Here is a 17622-nt window from a genome sequence, read left to right as displayed (position 1 = left end):
TCAATTTTTACTTAACGTGCATACAACTTTTGTATCATTACAAGACATGGATTCCATGCGTCCCATAGCGTAGGGAACACTTCAAGCTTTTTGAATCCTTGTTTTTTATAAAAAGCTATTGTTTGATCGTATTCTTTGTAGTGTCCTTCATCGACGGTTTTTACCTGTAAATACTCGTATGTTGTCTTTGCAAAATTTTTCAGTGCTGCAAGCAATAAAGTGCCTACCCCTTTTCTATGATAGGCTTTTTTGACGCCCATGCAGTGTATCTCTCCGCAATCGGTACTCGATTGGCTCAGCGTTATAAATCCGATATATTCACCGTTATCTTTTGCAGCCCATAAGTCCAGTTCTCTTGAATCATGTATATATTCCGCCGTACTTTCAGGCAGACCGAACCATTCGGGCAAGTCTGATAAAACATATTCAACAATTTTAGCTTTTTCATCACTATCTGCTATTTTAAGAATTGTTGTCATAATATGTCCTCCACCGATACCACTCACCCACCCTCCCTCCATGCGTCCCACTCAACCGCTCCCGCTTATTTCAGTCAAAAATCTGCCCGGGCAGCTTTAACTTCTCTTTGTACGGAAAGCCTGCCTCATACACAGCGAAGTCATTCGGATGTTCATCGCAGGCAGCATAGCCCTTCGGCGTAGCATATTCTCCGGTAATACCGGTCAGATAGCCGGGAATTAATTCTTTACAGAGAAAGAACGAAGCATCTGCTCCCTCCGGCAATCCGTGATACCTGATGCCGTATGCACTCGCGTAGGTAAATCCGCTCTTGCCGTAAAAATTGATATTGCCTTCAAAGCATACCGCACCGTAACCGAGCGCCGTTGCTTTATCAAGGGAATAATCCAGCAGTATTTTTCCGTAGCCCTGCCGCTTTAGTTCCGGCGCAATACAAATCGGCCCCATCGTCATAATCGGAAGCGCGCGTCCATCATCAGTTTTAATCAGAGTCCTGACAAAGATATTCTGCCCGATCAACTTCCCGTCTTTTTCCATCACAAAATCAAGCTCGTGCACAAATGCCGGATCATCCCGCAGCTGCTTGAGAATATAATGTTCCTGACACCCCGGGCGGTACACATTCCAAAAACTTTCCCGAACAAGGTTTTCAACATCACGGTATTCTTCTTTTCTTTCCAAATGGATGATATAGTCATTTTTATTCATTGCGAGTTCCTTATGCAGAGAAATGCTTGTCCGAGTAGTATTAATAGGCAGTGTAGAAATGTCAATATGATGATGTAATATTGCATAAATCAACAACGAATAACCGGTAGTACAAAGTCAACAAAACTTCCGGTATGATATCTCTAAAGTTGAAAAAATATTGACACTATCAATAAATCTATCTACAATCAACATACCCCGACGCAAGCGTCGGGGTATGTTGTTCTCATAAGGTGGTTGCAGTCGGCTTTAATACCCTTTGTTACGACGCAAGCGTCGGGGTATTAAACCCTCCGCACGAATAAAGATAAAAGGAGTTACTACTATGGCACAGACAAACATAAATATCCGTATAGATGAGGACTTAAAAAAGCAGTTTGAAGCTTTTTGTTCCGATATTGGAATGACAATGACAACAGCATTTTGCGTATTTGCAAAAACGGCGGTTCGAAAGCAAAAAATACCGTTTGAAATATCAACGGATCCGTTTTACAGTGAAAGCAACATGGCTCACTTACGCCGCGGCATTGAGGCTCTGAATGCCGGGAAAGGCGTAGAGCATGAGCTTATCGAGGCATATGAATGAAAAAAATATGGTTTGATGAAGCTTGGGAAGATTATGAATATTGGCAACTACAAGATAAAAAAACAATAAAGCGTATCAATATGCTGCTTAAAGATATTGAACGGGGAAGCTTTGACGGTATAGGTAAACCGGAGCCTCTAAAGGGCGAATTGAGCGGGTTTTGGAGTCGCCGTATTGATGACGTGAACAGGCTTGTGTACCGAGTGAGTAAAAATACTTTAGAAATCCTTTCCTGCCGTGGACATTACGAAAATTAATTGAATTTTTTGAAAAGCCCCAATAGCATTGTAACGACAAGGTACTATTATGGAACAAGATCAGGAAAACGATTACAACCAGAAGTTTAACGGCGGAGTTTGGAAGCGGATTGTAAAAGAATTTGCGTTCTTTAAATTGCTCTTTATTTCAGGTTTCATTTTTTCAGGGCTTGAAGGAATCTGCGCAATTGCACAACCTAAAATCACCAACTATGTCATCGATGTTTTTGTAAAAGAGCGGAATTTACAGAATTTTATTCCGGTCGTCGTGCTGACCGGTGTCTTCATATTGTTCGCAGTTCTCGTTACGTTTTTCTATATTATGACAATCGGCACGGTCGAAGTAAAGATGTGCAATCGCTTACGAATCCGCTGCTTTAATCATTTACAAAGTCTTTCTCTCTCATTTTACGATGCCAATTCGGTCGGCTCTCTTATGTCACGTATCACCTCGGATATCAATAAATTATCGGAGCTGGTGGCGTGGGGTGTATCCGATTTACTGTGGGGCTTTTTTATGCTGTTCGCGCTCATCTTTACGATGTTCCACGACAATATTAAACTCGCCCTTATTGTATTAACGACCTTTCCGCTGATTATTGCATTGAGCATTTATCTACGCACAAAGATATTAAAAGCGCAACGGAGAGTACGGGCGGTAAATGCGCAGCTGACGGCGGCATATAACGAAGATATTCAAGGTGCAAAGACGACCAAAACGCTCGTGCGTGAGGAGTTGAACGCAAAAGAGTTTTTCGCCAAAACGGAGAATATGAAGGCTGCTTCGATACGCGGGATTTTGCTTTCTTCTATTTTAATGCCTGCGGTACAGATTATCGGATCGTTAGGTACGGGGCTGGTTGTCTTTTACGGCGGAAGTGCCGTTATCTCGCAGACGATTAGTTTGGGACTGCTTGTTGCGTTTCTCTCGTATGTTACTCAGTTCAACGCCCCGCTTGCAGGAGCATCCGCGCTATTTGCGGAACTGATATCGGCACAAGCAGCGGCCGAGCGTATTTTTGCGCTGCTGGAAGAAAAGCCTGATATTCAGGATACGGAAGCGGTTATCAAAAAATACGGCACCGCACTCAACCCGACGGAAGTGCAGCGCCCTGCCATAAAAGGAACCGTACAGTTTGAGCACGTATCATTTTGGTATAAAGAAAGCGAACCTGTTTTAACCGATTTTAATTTGACGGTGCAGGCCGGTGAAACGCTTGCGCTCGTCGGGTCTACCGGAGCGGGAAAGTCTACCATCGTGAATTTATTTTGCCGGTTTTATGAACCGAAGCAGGGAAGTATTTTAATTGATGGAATCGACTACACTGAAATGCCGGAAACATGGATACACGAAAACCTCGGCTATGTACTGCAATCACCTCATTTGTTTTCGGGCACAATCGAAGAGAACATCCGCTACGGCAAGCTTGATGCAACGGAAGAAGAAATTATCGCGGCGGCAAAGCTCGTGGACGCTCACGAATTTATTTCCGCGATGCCGGACGGCTACCAAACGCAGGTAGGCGAAGGCGGAGGGCTGCTTTCAACGGGGCAAAAGCAGCTCATCTCGTTTGCACGCGCCCTTGTGCGGAATCCGCGCCTGTTTGTGTTGGACGAGGCCACTTCTTCCATTGATACGGAAACGGAACAAAAAATTCAAAAAGCGATTGCCGCCGTGCTAAAAAACAGAACCTCATTTGTAGTCGCGCACCGCCTTTCCACTATCCGCAATGCCGATAAAATCATCGTTATCGAAAAAGGCAGAATGATAGAAGCAGGCACGCACGAAGAACTGCTGCAGAAAAAAGGACACTACTATCAGCTCTATTCAATGCAGTTTCTACAGGAAAAAGAAGGGTTGCTGCAGAACGACAGAGACAGAGCGTGATTGTTCTGTGTGCAAGGCATAATCCCCTTGTACTCTGCACAGTGTTGTATTGCTTTTTTATAAACCCTTACGCTACGGTTAAATTCTTTACCCACCGCTCTTTTTTTAATTGATGACCGGCGATGAGCAACTTAAAAAAATCACTCAGCTTTGCAAGGCCGAACATCGCAACAGGCGAAAGCGCGGTAAAGTAAGTAAAGATAATCATCATCGGTAGGAATACGATTGAGTTGACGCTGATATCCACCCATGCGCCGAGCTGCGCATCGCCACCGGCGCGGGAAATTGCGAGCTGCGTGTTAAGATATGACCACAACGGCATATAAAGCGCGATAACCCATACGAGGTTCCTCGTGATGATATGCGAAGCAGGCGAAAGCCGGATAAACACAATGGGAATGATAAAAACGGTAAGAGCTTCGCAGATGCCGACAAAAATACCGAAGATAAAAAAGCCGGAAAGAAACCACCGCGCCTGCTTGCGGGCTTCGTCCAATTTGTTCTGGCCGAGCGAGCTGCCGACAATAATACGTACGCAGGTAAAAATCACCGGAAAGATTAAAAAGAAAATATTTGCAATCGTCCAACCGGCAGCCATGCCCGCAACCACCTCCGCCCCGCCGCGGCTATTATACAGCGCGGCAACAATCGTTTCGGTACCCACCCACGAAATATCGGAGGCAAACACCAGCCCAAGTTTTTTAAACATCTGCATAAATAGTTCCCAGCGTATTTTCCACAGCGCGGTAATTCGCACATAAAACGCAGGCTTTTTGATATGCACATAGATAAGCAGTAGAACAACTTCGGCACAGCGGGCTATCAACGTCGCGTATGCAGCGCCCTTTACCTCCAGACGCGGCGCCCCAAAATTTCCGTAAATCAAAATGTAGTTTCCGCATGTGTTGATTAAAGTAGAGATAATCGCGCTGTACATAATGATCTTTACCTTGCCGATGTCGCGCAAAGAAGAGGCAATCGCCGTTGAGAAAGCTATCGGAATAAAGGTAAGAAGAATGATATGCAGGTATCGCTGTCCCTCAGCTACGATTTCAGGCGCCTGCTGATTTCCGTGTACCAAAAAACCGAGTATATACCTCGAAAAAAAGAACGAGAAAAGAGTAAAAAGCACGGCGCAGGCGAGCATCATAATCTGCTTGAAGCGGTAGACCTGTCGCATCCCGCTTGTGTCTTTTGCACCGTTAAACTGCGACATAAACATACCGCCGGTTTCGGAAAACGTTCCAACTGTTACCAAAAAGAGAAAGGTAAATTGATTGGTGATATTGACCGCGCTCATTTTGATGTCGCCCAGCCCACCGACCATAAAGTTATCAATCAGCGAAACGAGGCTCTGCACAAAGGTTTGAATCATTACCGGCACTGCAAATCCGAGCGCCTGCCGGTAAAAATGGAGCGGACCGATCGAGAATCTTTTTAACTGCATTTTCTGCCCTATAGGTCATCCTTTAACGCGGAAAATTTTGCGTAAGCCGTAGACTTTGCTTCAAAGAAATCCGTTTTGATAAGGTTTGCATTGCTGTACTGACTTACCCAGCTCATTGAGGCGGGTTCTTCACGGTGCCCTTCGTACAAGGGTTCAAAGCCGAGGTTTTCACAGCGGAGGTTGCCGAGGTACTGAATGTAGTCGGTAACCATACCGCGGGTCAGGCCGGGAATGTCGTCACCGATAACGTAATGCCCCCACGCAATTTCCTGCTCGCAACCTTCGCGGATCATACTGCGGAACAGCTCGTTGTTTTCCGGCGTGAATAGCTGCGGTTCTTCTTTTTGCAGCTCATGGATAATCGAGCGGAACAGCCACAGGTGTGTGTTTTCGTCGCGGTTGATGTAGCGGATTTCCTGCACGGAGCCGGGCATCTTGTTGTTCCGACCGAGGTTATAAAAAAACATAAAGCCTGAATAAAAATACACCCCTTCCAGAATGTAATTGGCGACGGCAACCTTGAGCAAGGCAAGCGCACTTTTATCATCCTGAAACTCATTGTATAAATCGCCGATAAACTTGTTCCGCTTGAGTAGATGCGCATCATCCTTCCACTGATAAAGGATGGCGGTCCGCTCATCGGGAGAACAGATGGTATCGAGCATATAGCTGTAGCTCTGCGAATGTACCGCTTCCTGAAATGCCTGAATAGTAAGGCAGAGGTTTACTTCATTCGCGGTAATATACTGTCCGACGCTCGGCAGGTTTGCCGTCTGGATGCTATCCAAAAAAATAAGAAAGGACAGGATTTTATCGTAGGCAGTTTTTTCCGCGGGGCTGAGTTTGCGGTAATCCTGCACATCGGTGTTCATATTGATTTCTTCCGGTATCCAGAAGTTGTTCATGGCCTGCCGGTACCATTCGCTTGCCCACGTATACTTCATATTGTTAAAGTCGTTGAGGTTTGTGGTATTGCCGCCTATCATTTTCCGTAAATGGACTTCGATATCCCCTGTTTCGTTAAAAAGCTTTTTACGGGAAAGTACGGTTTTGTTATCTATCATTAGAATACTCCTATAAAAAATTTTGCAGGATGTTTCCACATCCGAAAAAGTTTTTAGTCATGCGCTTCTGCGCATACGTTAAATAATCAAATTTGCAACACAAATTTGAGATAAAAAACATCGGTGCTATTTTAGCCGTGTTTTTTATCAGCCCACCTTGTATTTTTTTAAAATATATCGAATTGTTGCTCTATAAAAAAGGGGGGAACGCTGTTAAATTATTATTAATTAGATTGTGCGGCAGATTGGTCGGTATCAAATTCCAGAAGGTAGTTGCTGAATACGTTGATAACCGTTGTGCTTTCGTAAACGGTTACCCGCGGCGCCTGTAGGTCGTAAAGATGGATATGCCCGTGTAAAAAATAACGCGGTTTAAACTTCTTTATGAACCATAAAAAGCATTTAAAGCCCACATGGCACGGATCGGGACGGTCATGAATGCCGAAGGGAGCCGCATGAGCGACAAAAATATCTAAATACCGCCCATAACGCAGCTTGTTATAAATGAGGCGCGGCACCAGTGCAAGCAACTGCATCGTCATTTGATGTTCGGTATACTGCCCGATATCGCTATTATACCGGATACTTCCTGAAACTCCTGCCAAAAGTACGCCGCCCTCTCGATGTGTAGTAAAACCGAGATAGGTTGAACCGTATCCTTCAGTCCGATTTTCTGCAATGGATTGCAAAGAGGCGTCCGCTCCAAGATTTTTATGATAGTACGGCAATGCACTGAGATTATGATTCCCAAACGCAAAAAAAAGCGGTTTATTCAATGATGAAACGATAAATTCTAAATACTCCATCGGTAAATCCCCTGCCGAAATCACAAGATCGACATCTTTATACCGCTCTTTAATATTAACACTGTAAATGAGCGGATCGATTTGATCAGAAACGCAGAGGATCTTCATGCTATATGCCTTTTATTGTTTTTAGGATGGACTCCAGTTTGTCTTTATCGATTAATTCAAACGGCCGATTTTCTGCAAAACTCAATGCAGCTCGCGAAAAACCGCTTGAGGTAATAACGACACCCCGCACCAACCCTTGAGCCTTCATCTGTTCATGTAGCGAACGTAAAAAAGAATCACCGATGATGTCGCTATCCCGCGAATAAATAAAGAGTTTGGGCTGTTTCCGTACATTCATCCATTTTTCGGAATTATCTTCTAATGCAATAATAGCGCATCCCTGTTTAATCTCTTTTTGTGACTGAACCGAAAGCGCAAAAGCTTGCTCCGTAACCGCTTTACAGAGTTTGAGGAACGCTTCCGCGCCGACGGTAAGATATTCTTTCATATAATCGTTCGATCGGAGATCTCGATACTGATTCAGTTTATCCGCAACATCTTTATAGTTCGGTGTTACGGTGTGGATTATCTCCCATTGTTCGATGGCACGATCAAGATCTCTCATTTTTTCGTAGCATGCCGCAGCCGCATAGCGGAGCCGCAATGTATCGGGATTCGCATTTTTTGCAGTTATGAGTTTAAGTGCGCGGTCAAACTCAAAAGCAGCTTTTTCAAGACTACTTGCATCAAGATAGCACAAACCGCGTTCGGTAAAGCACTTTTGCCGAAGATCCGCATTGCGGGCTGCCTTTTCAAATGAAGCCAGCGCTTGTGCATATTCTTTTGTTTCACGGAGCAACCGCCCTTGATAGTACAGCGCAGTCGTATTATCCGGTTCAAGCTTCAGTGCGGTAGCAATTTCCTGTTTTGCCTCGCTCATCAGCTTATTGCGGAACAGGAGCAAACCAAGTGCTGCATGCGCTGCCGCATGTTTAGGATTGAGACTAATCACTTGTCGGTAATGAAAAATAGCTTGTTCTGTTTTATTGAGTTGTTCAAAAAGCTGTCCGATTGCATAATAATATTCCGCATTTTGGGGATCGAGCTTTATCAGCAGCGCATATTCGGCAAGGGCTTCGGTATGTTGTTGAAAGCGTTCATACAGCTGCGCAAGTAAATTTCGGAATTCTTTTTCTTGGGCTGTCGATTCAAAGGTCGCCTTACTGATGGTTTTAAATTCCATTAAAGCAAGCTCGGCACGACCGTCAGCCAGATAAGCTTTTCCAAGAAGATAATGGGCTTTTGTATCACGCGGTTTTTTTGCTATAATAGCTTTTGCCCGTTTAATTGCTGTTGTATATTTGCCGGCATTGATATATTTTTCTATTATAGCTGTTTTTTTCGGTGAAATAATCGAACGTATCAGTAAAAAAGCTAATAATAGAATGAAAAAAGCAAGGACACTAATAAAACTAATAAGGTACAAAGACATATTTTTATGGTATAATTTTTGAGAGGTAATGTCAATGAAGCGTATTTGCCGTATAGTATCGGCTCGACAAGTAATTCCGATTATTATGTATCTGTTAACAGCCGTCACATCAGGCTTTACAGAAGATGCTTTAACGCAAGGAAAAAAATTTCTACTGAATAATCAGCCGGATAAGGCCGTACCGCTTTTCTATAAGGCAATGACAGAAGGGAAGAGCGACTCTAAAATCAACTTGTATTTGGGGGTATGCTACATCAGCCTCGGTAAATATACGGAGGCGGAACAGCAACTATTGGCAGGCAAAAGTAAAGATCCCGCAGGTTCATATCTCTACTCATATAATCTGGGAAATATCTATTTTTTACAAAGCCGGTTTACAGAGGCAGAAGAGGCTTATACTGCGGCATTGGCAGCACGCCGCGCCTATCCGCCGGCAGTATTGAATAGAGCGAATACCTATATTAAATTGGAACAATATCCGCAAGCATTGGAAGATTATAAATTTTATTTAAATCTCGACCCCGCTACTTCCCAAAGACAGGCGATTCAGCGTATGGTATCTCTTTTAGAATCAGAACAGCGTGAAGCAGAAATGATTCGAATGCAAGAAGAAGCGCGAAAGCTAGCGGAAGAAGCGGAGCGGAAGGCTGCAGAAGATCGGTATAAAAAGCTACAAGATGAAATAAATGCTCATTTACAATCGGTAGATAATGCTTCTTCCCTTTCCGTCGGTTCGGATGAAACACTTGACTATTCGGAGGACTATAACCTTGAATGATTTACACAAATATTTAATCGGAACGGCAGCAGGTATTATACTATGTCTTTTAATTTGGGGCGGGTACTCTCTTATTTTCGGTGGAAAAGGAACAAATAATGTACCGATTTCAAAAAACGAACTGAACGGCGACGCTATAGGAACCGCAGCAGGGCAATCTTCCGATATTTTAGGAAATAACGGTTTCTTCGCATCCGAAAATGATAACAATGAACTTACGCAAGAGCAACAGGAACGGCTTTTGGCTGCACAAGCTGCAAATGAAAGTCTTGCCCAAAAGTATGGCGCTCAAGACGGAAGTAATATACAAAATCAGCAAAGTTTATTGAATAGTCAAGTAGATGGAACAGGGGATTCCTATCCGGGAGTATTCGGCTATGATGCGCTTGCAGTTAACAGCGGAACACAGGAGCAGGAAACGGCACGGGTAACCGGAAATCAAAAACTTGAGGAAGAACGCAATAAAGTACGCGACTATATTGTGCAAGGGAAAAGTGCCGCCCAGAAAAATCAGCTGACCAATGCGCTTACTGCTTTTGAACATGCTGATGAAGCTATGCCTGATGATAAAGATTTTGAAGCCGCATCGTATCATGATATGGCCTCATCGCTCTTTCTATTATCGAAAACAGCGCCCGATACGCAAACTGCACAAAAAGCTCGGGATGAAGCTGAACGGTATATAAAGAAGTCTCTTGCGGCTCGCAATAATACGGATGCACGTGAACTCTATAGTAATATTATAGCTGAATACCAAAAAGCGGCCGAAGCAAAGCGTCAACAGGCGTTGTTAGCCCAACAGCAAGCGGCAGAACGCGCACGCAAAGAAGATCAAGCGGAACAGCAGCGGAGACAGGTTGTAGAACTGATCGGACAAGGGAAAAATGCGGTGAATAAGCGGCAGGTTGGGGGTGCGATATCCGCCTTCGATAGAGCGGCTGCCTCAATGCCGGACAATAAGCAGTTTGCAAGCGATTCATACATGGAAATGGCTGATGCGATGCTCAACCTTGCACAGCGCTTATCAAATCCGAACGATGTGCAGACGTCGCTGAATAAAGCTGAAAACTACATTAAAGCAGCGCTCGCCGCACAGAACAGCTCCGGCGCCCGCAATCTATACGCTAAAATACTTGATGCACGCAAAGAACAGGAACGGCTTGCTCAGGCAAAAGCCGAGGCTCAACGTAAGCAGCAAGAGCAGGCTGCCCAAGCCGCAGCCCAGAAAAAAGCCGAAGAACAACGCAAAGAACAGGAGCGGCTTGCGCAGGCAAAAGCCGAGGCTCAACGCAAACAGCGAGAACAGGCAGCCCAAGCCGCCGCTCAGAAAAAAGCTGAAGAACAACGCAAAGAGCAGGAACGGCTTGCTCAGGCAAAGGCAGAGGCTCAACGTAAGCAGCAGGAGCAGGCAGTCCAAGCCGCAGCCCAGAAAAAAGCCGAAGAACAACGCAAAGAACAGGAGCGGCTTGCGCAGGCAAAAGCCGAGGCTCAACGTAAGCAGCAGGAGCAGGCTGCCCAAGCCGCAGCCCAGAAAAAAGCCGAAGAACAACGCAAAGAACAGGAGCGGCTTGCGCAGGCAAAAGCCGAGGCTCAACGCAAACAGCAAGAACAGCCTAAAACAGCCGCACACAAACAGGTAGAAAACCTTATAGCGCAAGGAACAGCCGCAGCACAACGCAAGCAGTTGAGTAACGCAATGCTTGCTTTGGACAGAGCAAGCCGCTTCATGCCTAAAGATAATGATTTTGCGGAAGAGTCCTATCGCAAAATGGCTGACGCAATGTTCAACTTGGCGGAAAATTCAACGGACAAGCAGACGAAAGCAAGTGCATTAAAAAAAGCTAATGAGTATATCAAAAAGGGACTTGCAGCAAAGAACACCTCTGAATCGCAAGCCTTAGCTGCAAAAATTACCAATGCGCAATCGGCATTACAAGCGCAAGCAAGTCCCTCTTCAAAACCGCAGACCGCACAGCAAACAAACACGGCAGCTTCACGGCAAACACAGCCCGCTGCACCGCAAAAAAATACCGCCGCAAATAAGGCGAACCAGACTAATACGGTAAACAATGCAAACACACAGGCGGCAGCACAAGCCCGTGCAGCTGCCGAAGCTGCGGCAGCAAAAAAAGCGCAAGCTGAATTAGTGGCTAAAAAGCATGAAGTAGACGCACTGGTACAACAAGGGAAAAAAGCCGCTGCAACCGGCAATTTTGCCGCAGCGCAAAGTGCTTTCAAGAAAGCGGTAGCGCAAATGCCGTCAGGAGATCCCACATTTGCGGCTGAACAATACAGGGAAATGGCGGAAGCCATGCAGTCGCTTTCAAAGACCGACCCCGCCCATAAAGATCAAGCGTTAAAAGAGGCCGCCGACTATATTAAAAAATCAATAGCTTCTAAAAACGATGAGGCCAAGGCTCACTATGTATATGCTCAAATTGCAGATGCCCAAAACAATACTGCGCTTGCAATACAGGAATTGGAGGCAGCCCGCCGATTCGATCCGCAAAATGCTCAATACAATTATGAGTTAGGTAGAAAGTATTTTGCACAGAAAAAATACCCGCAAGCGCGCACCGCTTTTGAACAAGCTGTAAAATCCAATCCGCAATTTGAAGCGGCTTTTTTCAACCTCGGTATGACGCACAAGATTATGAACGCAAATGATGCCGCCCTTACGGCTTTTTCAAAAGCCGCAGCGTTAAAGCCGGATTATGTCCGTGCATGGATTGAAATAGCCCGTATGCAGGATAAAAAGCGCAATTACGGCGAGGCAATTAACAACTACCGGAAAGCACTAGCGTTGGAACCGTCAAATACTTCTGCCTTAAAAGAGATGGCGCAAGTATATTCAAAACAAAAAGATGCCAAACAAGCAGAGCGCTATTTTAAGGAAGCGTTAGCGCTTGGCGATACCGATCCGGTAACGTATTATAACCTTGCTTCAGTACAACTTGAACTCGGCAAGGCGGCAGAAGCGTTACAGAACGCCCAAAAAGCCTTAGCTGTCAACGATAAAGACGCTCGCTTCTTATATACCTACGGATTAGCGCTCGAAAAAAACAATCGGCTGCGCGAAGCTGAGGATTACTACACCCGTGCCGTTACAGCTGACGGGAACTATAGTAAGCCCCGTATCAACCTTGGACGGATTCAGCTTGAAGCAGGGCGCCTCGACAACGCGGAACAGCACCTGTTGGCTGCATATCGGGCGGAGCCTTCAAACTTTGAAGTAAATATGAATTTAGGAAAGCTCTACGGACTAAAAAATCAGTACGGAAAAGCTATCGATTATTATGCTAATGCAATAAAAATGATGCCGAAAGATATTGATGCCCGTCAAAATCTCGCAGCTGTCTACCTATCAGCCGGATTAAAAGAAAATGCACGCGACACCTATCAGGCTATCATCAAAATAAATCCGCAAGCATGGGATAGTTACTATGAGCTCGGAAAAGTGTATATTAGTTTAGATAACAAGGCGGAGGCAAAGGCGGTTTTTGAGCAGTTACTTAAGCAAAAGCCGAATTATCGCAATGCAGCCGAAGTTAAAAAGTTATTAGTTAATCTCTAAAAAATAGTATTTTTAAGGCGAGGAAAACGATTATGGCATCAGGAGAAAAGAAACGGTTATTAAATCTTCCGATTAAGTTGGTTTTAACACAGGAAGGTTCAACTTTCTTTATTAATCAAAACAAGAAGCTGTTGCGATTTACCTTGGCAGGAAATGTTGAAGAGTATGGAATTTCTTTGGACTCTTTTGTACCCGACAACATTCAACGCCTCATCCTCGCAAACTATATTTCAAAGATTGAAATTTCGCAGTCGGAATTAGGTTCTTCTCGCCAAGAAATTATGGATTTATCAAAATTGATTGTATTCTCCCTGTTATACCGTCAATACGATATGTTCATATTTAAACAAATTTTAGCTTCACCGGTAATAAAAAAATGGAACAGACTCAATCCTGCAAATATTATTGATGAGAAAACGCATATTAATCAGAGATATTTAGCAGCGATTTTAAAGAAAAATGAAGATCTCATTTATAAGACAAAAAAAGAAATTCTGGCGCCGCTGTCAGCTTTTATCAGTAAAGAAGATCTTTCTCCAGCAGATAAAAATATGAAACTCTTTCTGAGCGAAAAATTCCTCAATAATCTGCGGCCTTTTATATGGTTTATCATTACAAAATTTAAAACCGCCCCGAACTTCGACCTTATCATACGGACAATCCGTACCAGCCTTAACGAGTATATCGATAAAACGAAAATAGCCGAATATATCTCGCTCGTGCTGATGGAGCTGATCCTAAGTGCAGAAAACATAAATATGCGCAATGAGGCAAAACAGTTATTTCCAAACATGGAAGATCCTCAAGACGCACTTTTCGATCCGAAAGTTCGCCAATTACTTATTGCCGAACTGAAGCGGAAAGAAAAAAAGGTCTTTGTTTCATGGAAAATCGGAGGCGGAAGTACTACTTCAATCGGAACACAGGGAAAGATGCAAATTTCGCTGTACAACGAAGCAAAAGCGAACTCTTCAGAAGCGATAAAAGCGAGTATCAACGACATGAAGAAAGCGGATATTAATAAAAATTCGCTCATCGATTTTTACCGTGCACTACCGGAGGGATCGGATATATGCAGTCTTGGAATGTACTATATTTCGTATTTAATCGAGCAATGCGAAAGTAGAAATGTACACTTTGAATCCAGTGCAAACAAAGCCGCTGCCGATCTGACGGTTGTCAACCTTTCCTTTATGTTCTAGGCCGATGAAGTATCTTTCTTTTACGTGTCTATTATCAGCCGTTTTAGTGTGCACCTCGTGTTCATTTAATACGCCGTCCGTTGTACTTACAAAAAAGCAACGGATATACAGCTATAATCAACAGGGTGCTATAACGGAGCGGCTCGCCGTTTTTATGTTGCTTGAAGACGGTGACGGCAGAAATGATTATAAAAATTTGACGTTGCGTGAAGATGCTACCGGGCTTGAATGGTCTCTCCATCGAGAAAACACCGTTTTTTTACAGGAAGCAGGATATTCCAAGAATGCGCAATGGATAGGTTCAAATAAGTTCAAGTATCCCCGCCGTTTTTTCCCCGCAGGACAATATACGCTTAGAGCTTCCGATTTGGGTGGAAATAAAACGGAGACAACCTTTTCACTGCAAACGCCGCAGATAATCACTTTTTTGCCGTTTGAATTTGCGCTGGAAAATGAGCAATGGACGCTGCACATTACCGATAGCGGTATGTGTTCATATTTTTCATTGATTATGCTGAGTGCTGATTTACAACCTCTTACCGTATATCAACTGCAAACAAACGGCACCGATCGGCAAAACGGCTCACTTGAAACGCTTGAGAATAGCCCCACGGATGCACGGTATATTCAGTGTTTCGGAGAAACTGCCGACCAATCGATCGGTTTTCTCAGTGCACCGCTCCCGTTGCCGTAATTGCTTTTCTGAATATTTAAGTTGACGATATTGTTAACTGTAGTATATAATACAAAAAGTTATCGAAGCGAACTTAACATGAAGGATAGAAATGGATATAGCGCCTTCCTCCATCTTTTGAAAATATACGGACATCTGCGTTGTCTCTTCATAATGATGAGATTTTTCTATTACCAAACAAGTTAAAAAAAGATAGGGGGTTCCAAAGGGGTCTCCCTTTGGTCGTCATTTTTCTTTTTTTAGGGTCGTAGGGAACTATTTTTCTTTTTATCGAAAAAAAAATTCCCTATAAAAGGAGATTTACAATGAAAAAAGCACTTTCAATTCGTTTTAGGCTATTGCGGGCAATCACAATCACGATCATCTCAATTATCAGCTTTATTAGTGCAGTTGTCGGCTATGCACTTTATAGAAGGAATACCGCACAATTTAATAGTTTTACTTCCCAGCAATATAGCAATATAAGAAAATCTATAGATATTTTTATACAAAACGGTAAAAATGTCGTTACCATGCTTGCTTCGCATCCTGCCGTGTTGGGTGCTGATGAAACTATTTACAATTATACGATAGAGGCACAAAAATCAGGAAGAATATATACGCATGACGGAAAAACGGAACAGGAGCTTGTAACACTGTTTAGAGCCGTAGAGGGAAGCTTCACCGAGTTTCAAGATGTCTATATGGGAACCCGATGGGGTGGAATCGCATCTTCATGGACAGGAGAAGATGAGCTAGGGTACGATCCTCGTCAAAGGCCATGGTATAAACAGGCGGTAGAAGCAAACGGAGATATCGTTATCACACCGGTATATATTGCTACAGACAATACGCCCGTCGTAGCGGTAGCAAAGGCCGTAAAAGACAGTAACGGTGCGTTGCTCGGTTGTATTGGCATTGATATCAATTTAACGGATTTAACCTCGTTTATCAGCAGTGTCAAAATAGGAAAGACGGGATATTGTATGCTTATACAGGATGACGGGATGATTTTAGCGACTGCAAATCATAGCGCATTCATTTCTAAGAATCTAAGCGATGTCGATATTGCTTTCTCGGAAATCGTCCAAAAAAAGGAAGGTTCCACTGCTATTACATTGGATGGGAAAAATAGAGAAGCCTATATCTTCCCGCTTCCCGAATTGGGATGGAAACTTATTATCCTTGTAGAAAAAAACGAGATACTTTCGCTGTTTTATGAGCTTGTCAGAATTATGGTACTCATCGGATTGCTGATGTTTGTTATTTATTTCACTTTGGCAATTATTGCTTCCCGTGCGCTTAGACGTTATTTTGCACGGCTTGAGGCTATGTTCGCAAAGATTGCGGCGGGAGATCTTACCGACCGTGTAACGATAAAACGCAATGATGAAATCGGACGGCTTATGACACATTTGAATATAGCCACGGAACATAGCCATACTATGCTGACCGCTTTAAAAGAAGAAGCTGATAAAATGATGGCAATCGGGGCAGACTTATCAAGTAATATGGAAGAAACGGCTGCTGCAGTAAAAGAAATAAGCAACAATGCTGCAATCGTTAAGGAAAAAGCGTTAATGCAAGCTGCCGGTGTAACGGAAACAGCTGCAACTAGCGAACAAATTCAAGGAAAATTAAACCTGCTTGTTGAAGGGATTACAACACAGTCGGAAAATATTACACAGTCTTCGGCATTAATAACGAACACTGCAGAAAATATGCTTCGTGTTAATAAAATACTTTCACAAAATGATGGATTGATTAAAGATGTATACGATCAGATGAGAAACGGTAAAGACGGAGTAAGTACGGCAAATAATTTCGTCAAACAGGTTGCGGAACGGTCAGAAGCATTGCTTGAAGCAAGTCAGATTATTCAGAATATTGCCAGTCAAACAAACCTTTTGGCGATGAATGCGGCGATTGAGGCAGCCCATGCGGGGGAGTCGGGCAAGGGCTTTGCGGTTGTAGCGGATGAAATTAGAAAACTTGCCGAAGAGTCCAATATGCAGGGAAAACAAATAGGAGCGGTTATCAAAGAATCGACGGAAATTATCGCACAAGTTTCTAAAGCAGGTATGCAAGCCGAGAAGACCTTTATAGATGTATATGAACTTATCAGTCAAATTTCGGAAAAAGAAGATACAATTGTAGATCTTATGCATGAGCAAGAAGAAAACGGAACACGGGTTTTATCGGCTATTGAGACAATTAATCAGATAACCAAAAATGTCAGCGCTGCTTCTGTAGAAATGCTTGAGGGTGGTAAACAAATTGCTGCAGAGATGCAAAAACTAGCAGATATTACACGAGAGACGACCGACAATATGACCGAAATAGCTTCCGGAGCCGAACAAATAACCAATGCGATAGGAGAAGTTGTTTCTATCACAGAGCAAAATAAAACCAGTATTGATCATCTTGCACAGGAAGTTAATAAGTTCAAAATCAATTAGGGGAAGACTTTTCTTTTTTTTCGATAAAAAGAAAAGTCTTCCCCTATAACCCCATCTAAAGAAAAACGACGACTTAGGGCTCTGCCCTAAGAACCCGCTTTATTTCCAAGGATGGTTCTAAGATAAAAGCCGGGCAGTTATGATTTTCACGATAACACGTATCAGTACCGCCAAAGGATGGCGGTGGTTTCATACAGACACGAGATTTGCGCTTGTCAAA

At 43.6% G+C, this 17622-nt stretch carries 14 protein-coding genes; 8 read left to right on the top strand and 6 right to left on the bottom strand.

From position 1 onward, the window contains the following. Positions 1-11 precede the first annotated feature (11 nt). Together DWB79_RS05335 and DWB79_RS05330 are read right to left on the bottom strand one after the other, a co-directional pair. Positions 12-479: a GNAT family N-acetyltransferase gene (locus DWB79_RS05335; RefSeq protein WP_040859070.1), complete on the bottom strand. Its 468-nt coding sequence runs from the start codon at positions 477-479 to the stop codon at positions 12-14. Between the two features lie 70 nt (positions 480-549). Continuing rightward, a complete protein-coding gene (locus tag DWB79_RS05330) occupies positions 550-1188 on the bottom strand; it encodes a GNAT family N-acetyltransferase (protein ID WP_016523018.1) in 639 nt (212 codons plus the stop codon). Between the two features lie 325 nt (positions 1189-1513). Between DWB79_RS05330 and DWB79_RS05325 the strand changes: the two genes are divergently transcribed. From DWB79_RS05325 to DWB79_RS05315, 3 genes are read left to right on the top strand one after another with little or no spacing between them, the layout of a single operon-like run. Then, positions 1514-1774, top strand: a complete 261-nt coding sequence (locus DWB79_RS05325; protein WP_016523017.1) for a type II toxin-antitoxin system RelB/DinJ family antitoxin — start codon at positions 1514-1516, stop codon at positions 1772-1774. Further along, positions 1771-2031 (top strand): Txe/YoeB family addiction module toxin, encoded by a 261-nt coding sequence (locus DWB79_RS05320; RefSeq protein ID WP_016523016.1) that lies wholly within the window; start codon positions 1771-1773, stop codon positions 2029-2031. The genes DWB79_RS05325 and DWB79_RS05320 overlap by 4 nt, the downstream gene beginning before the upstream one ends. 49 nt (positions 2032-2080) lie before the next feature. Beyond that, positions 2081-3919, top strand: a complete 1839-nt coding sequence (locus tag DWB79_RS05315; RefSeq protein ID WP_016523015.1) for an ABC transporter ATP-binding protein — start codon at positions 2081-2083, stop codon at positions 3917-3919. 67 nt (positions 3920-3986) lie between these two features. Here the strand turns inward: DWB79_RS05315 and DWB79_RS05310 are convergent, their stop codons facing one another. From DWB79_RS05310 to DWB79_RS05295, 4 genes are all read right to left on the bottom strand, one after another. Then, complete coding sequence (locus tag DWB79_RS05310) at positions 3987-5366, bottom strand: MATE family efflux transporter (RefSeq protein ID WP_016523014.1); 1380 nt, start codon at positions 5364-5366, stop codon at positions 3987-3989. 8 nt (positions 5367-5374) lie between these two features. Further along, positions 5375-6430: a ribonucleotide-diphosphate reductase subunit beta gene (locus DWB79_RS05305; RefSeq protein WP_016523013.1), complete on the bottom strand. Its 1056-nt coding sequence runs from the start codon at positions 6428-6430 to the stop codon at positions 5375-5377. A 224-nt stretch (positions 6431-6654) separates the two neighbouring features. Further along, positions 6655-7344: a metallophosphoesterase gene (locus DWB79_RS05300; protein ID WP_016523012.1), complete on the bottom strand. Its 690-nt coding sequence runs from the start codon at positions 7342-7344 to the stop codon at positions 6655-6657. Position 7345: 1 nt separating this feature from the next. After that, complete coding sequence (locus DWB79_RS05295; RefSeq protein WP_016523011.1) at positions 7346-8716, bottom strand: tetratricopeptide repeat protein; 1371 nt, start codon at positions 8714-8716, stop codon at positions 7346-7348. A 34-nt stretch (positions 8717-8750) separates the two neighbouring features. Between DWB79_RS05295 and DWB79_RS05290 the strand changes: the two genes are divergently transcribed. The 5 genes from DWB79_RS05290 to DWB79_RS05270 all read left to right on the top strand — a co-directional run bounded on the left by DWB79_RS05290 (position 8751) and on the right by DWB79_RS05270 (position 17402). Next, positions 8751-9494, top strand: coding sequence for a tetratricopeptide repeat protein (locus tag DWB79_RS05290; RefSeq protein WP_016523010.1), 744 nt, complete (start codon positions 8751-8753; stop codon positions 9492-9494). Beyond that, entirely contained in the window at positions 9487-13068 is a 3582-nt protein-coding gene (locus DWB79_RS05285) for a tetratricopeptide repeat protein (protein WP_206181059.1), read from the top strand. The genes DWB79_RS05290 and DWB79_RS05285 overlap by 8 nt, the downstream gene beginning before the upstream one ends. 32 nt (positions 13069-13100) lie before the next feature. Next, positions 13101-14270, top strand: coding sequence for a DUF8084 family protein (locus DWB79_RS05280; RefSeq protein ID WP_016523007.1), 1170 nt, complete (start codon positions 13101-13103; stop codon positions 14268-14270). Between the two features lie 4 nt (positions 14271-14274). Further along, complete coding sequence (locus tag DWB79_RS05275) at positions 14275-14964, top strand: hypothetical protein (RefSeq protein WP_016523006.1); 690 nt, start codon at positions 14275-14277, stop codon at positions 14962-14964. 305 nt (positions 14965-15269) lie between these two features. After that, a complete protein-coding gene (locus DWB79_RS05270) occupies positions 15270-17402 on the top strand; it encodes a methyl-accepting chemotaxis protein (protein WP_016523005.1) in 2133 nt (710 codons plus the stop codon). The last annotated feature ends 220 nt before the right edge of the window (positions 17403-17622 follow it).

Source organism: Treponema medium, from assembly GCF_017161265.1.
GTDB classification, from domain to species: domain Bacteria; phylum Spirochaetota; class Spirochaetia; order Treponematales; family Treponemataceae; genus Treponema; species Treponema medium.
Note: the sequence above shows the minus strand (reverse complement) of the source record. Positions and strands in the feature narration are given on the sequence as shown.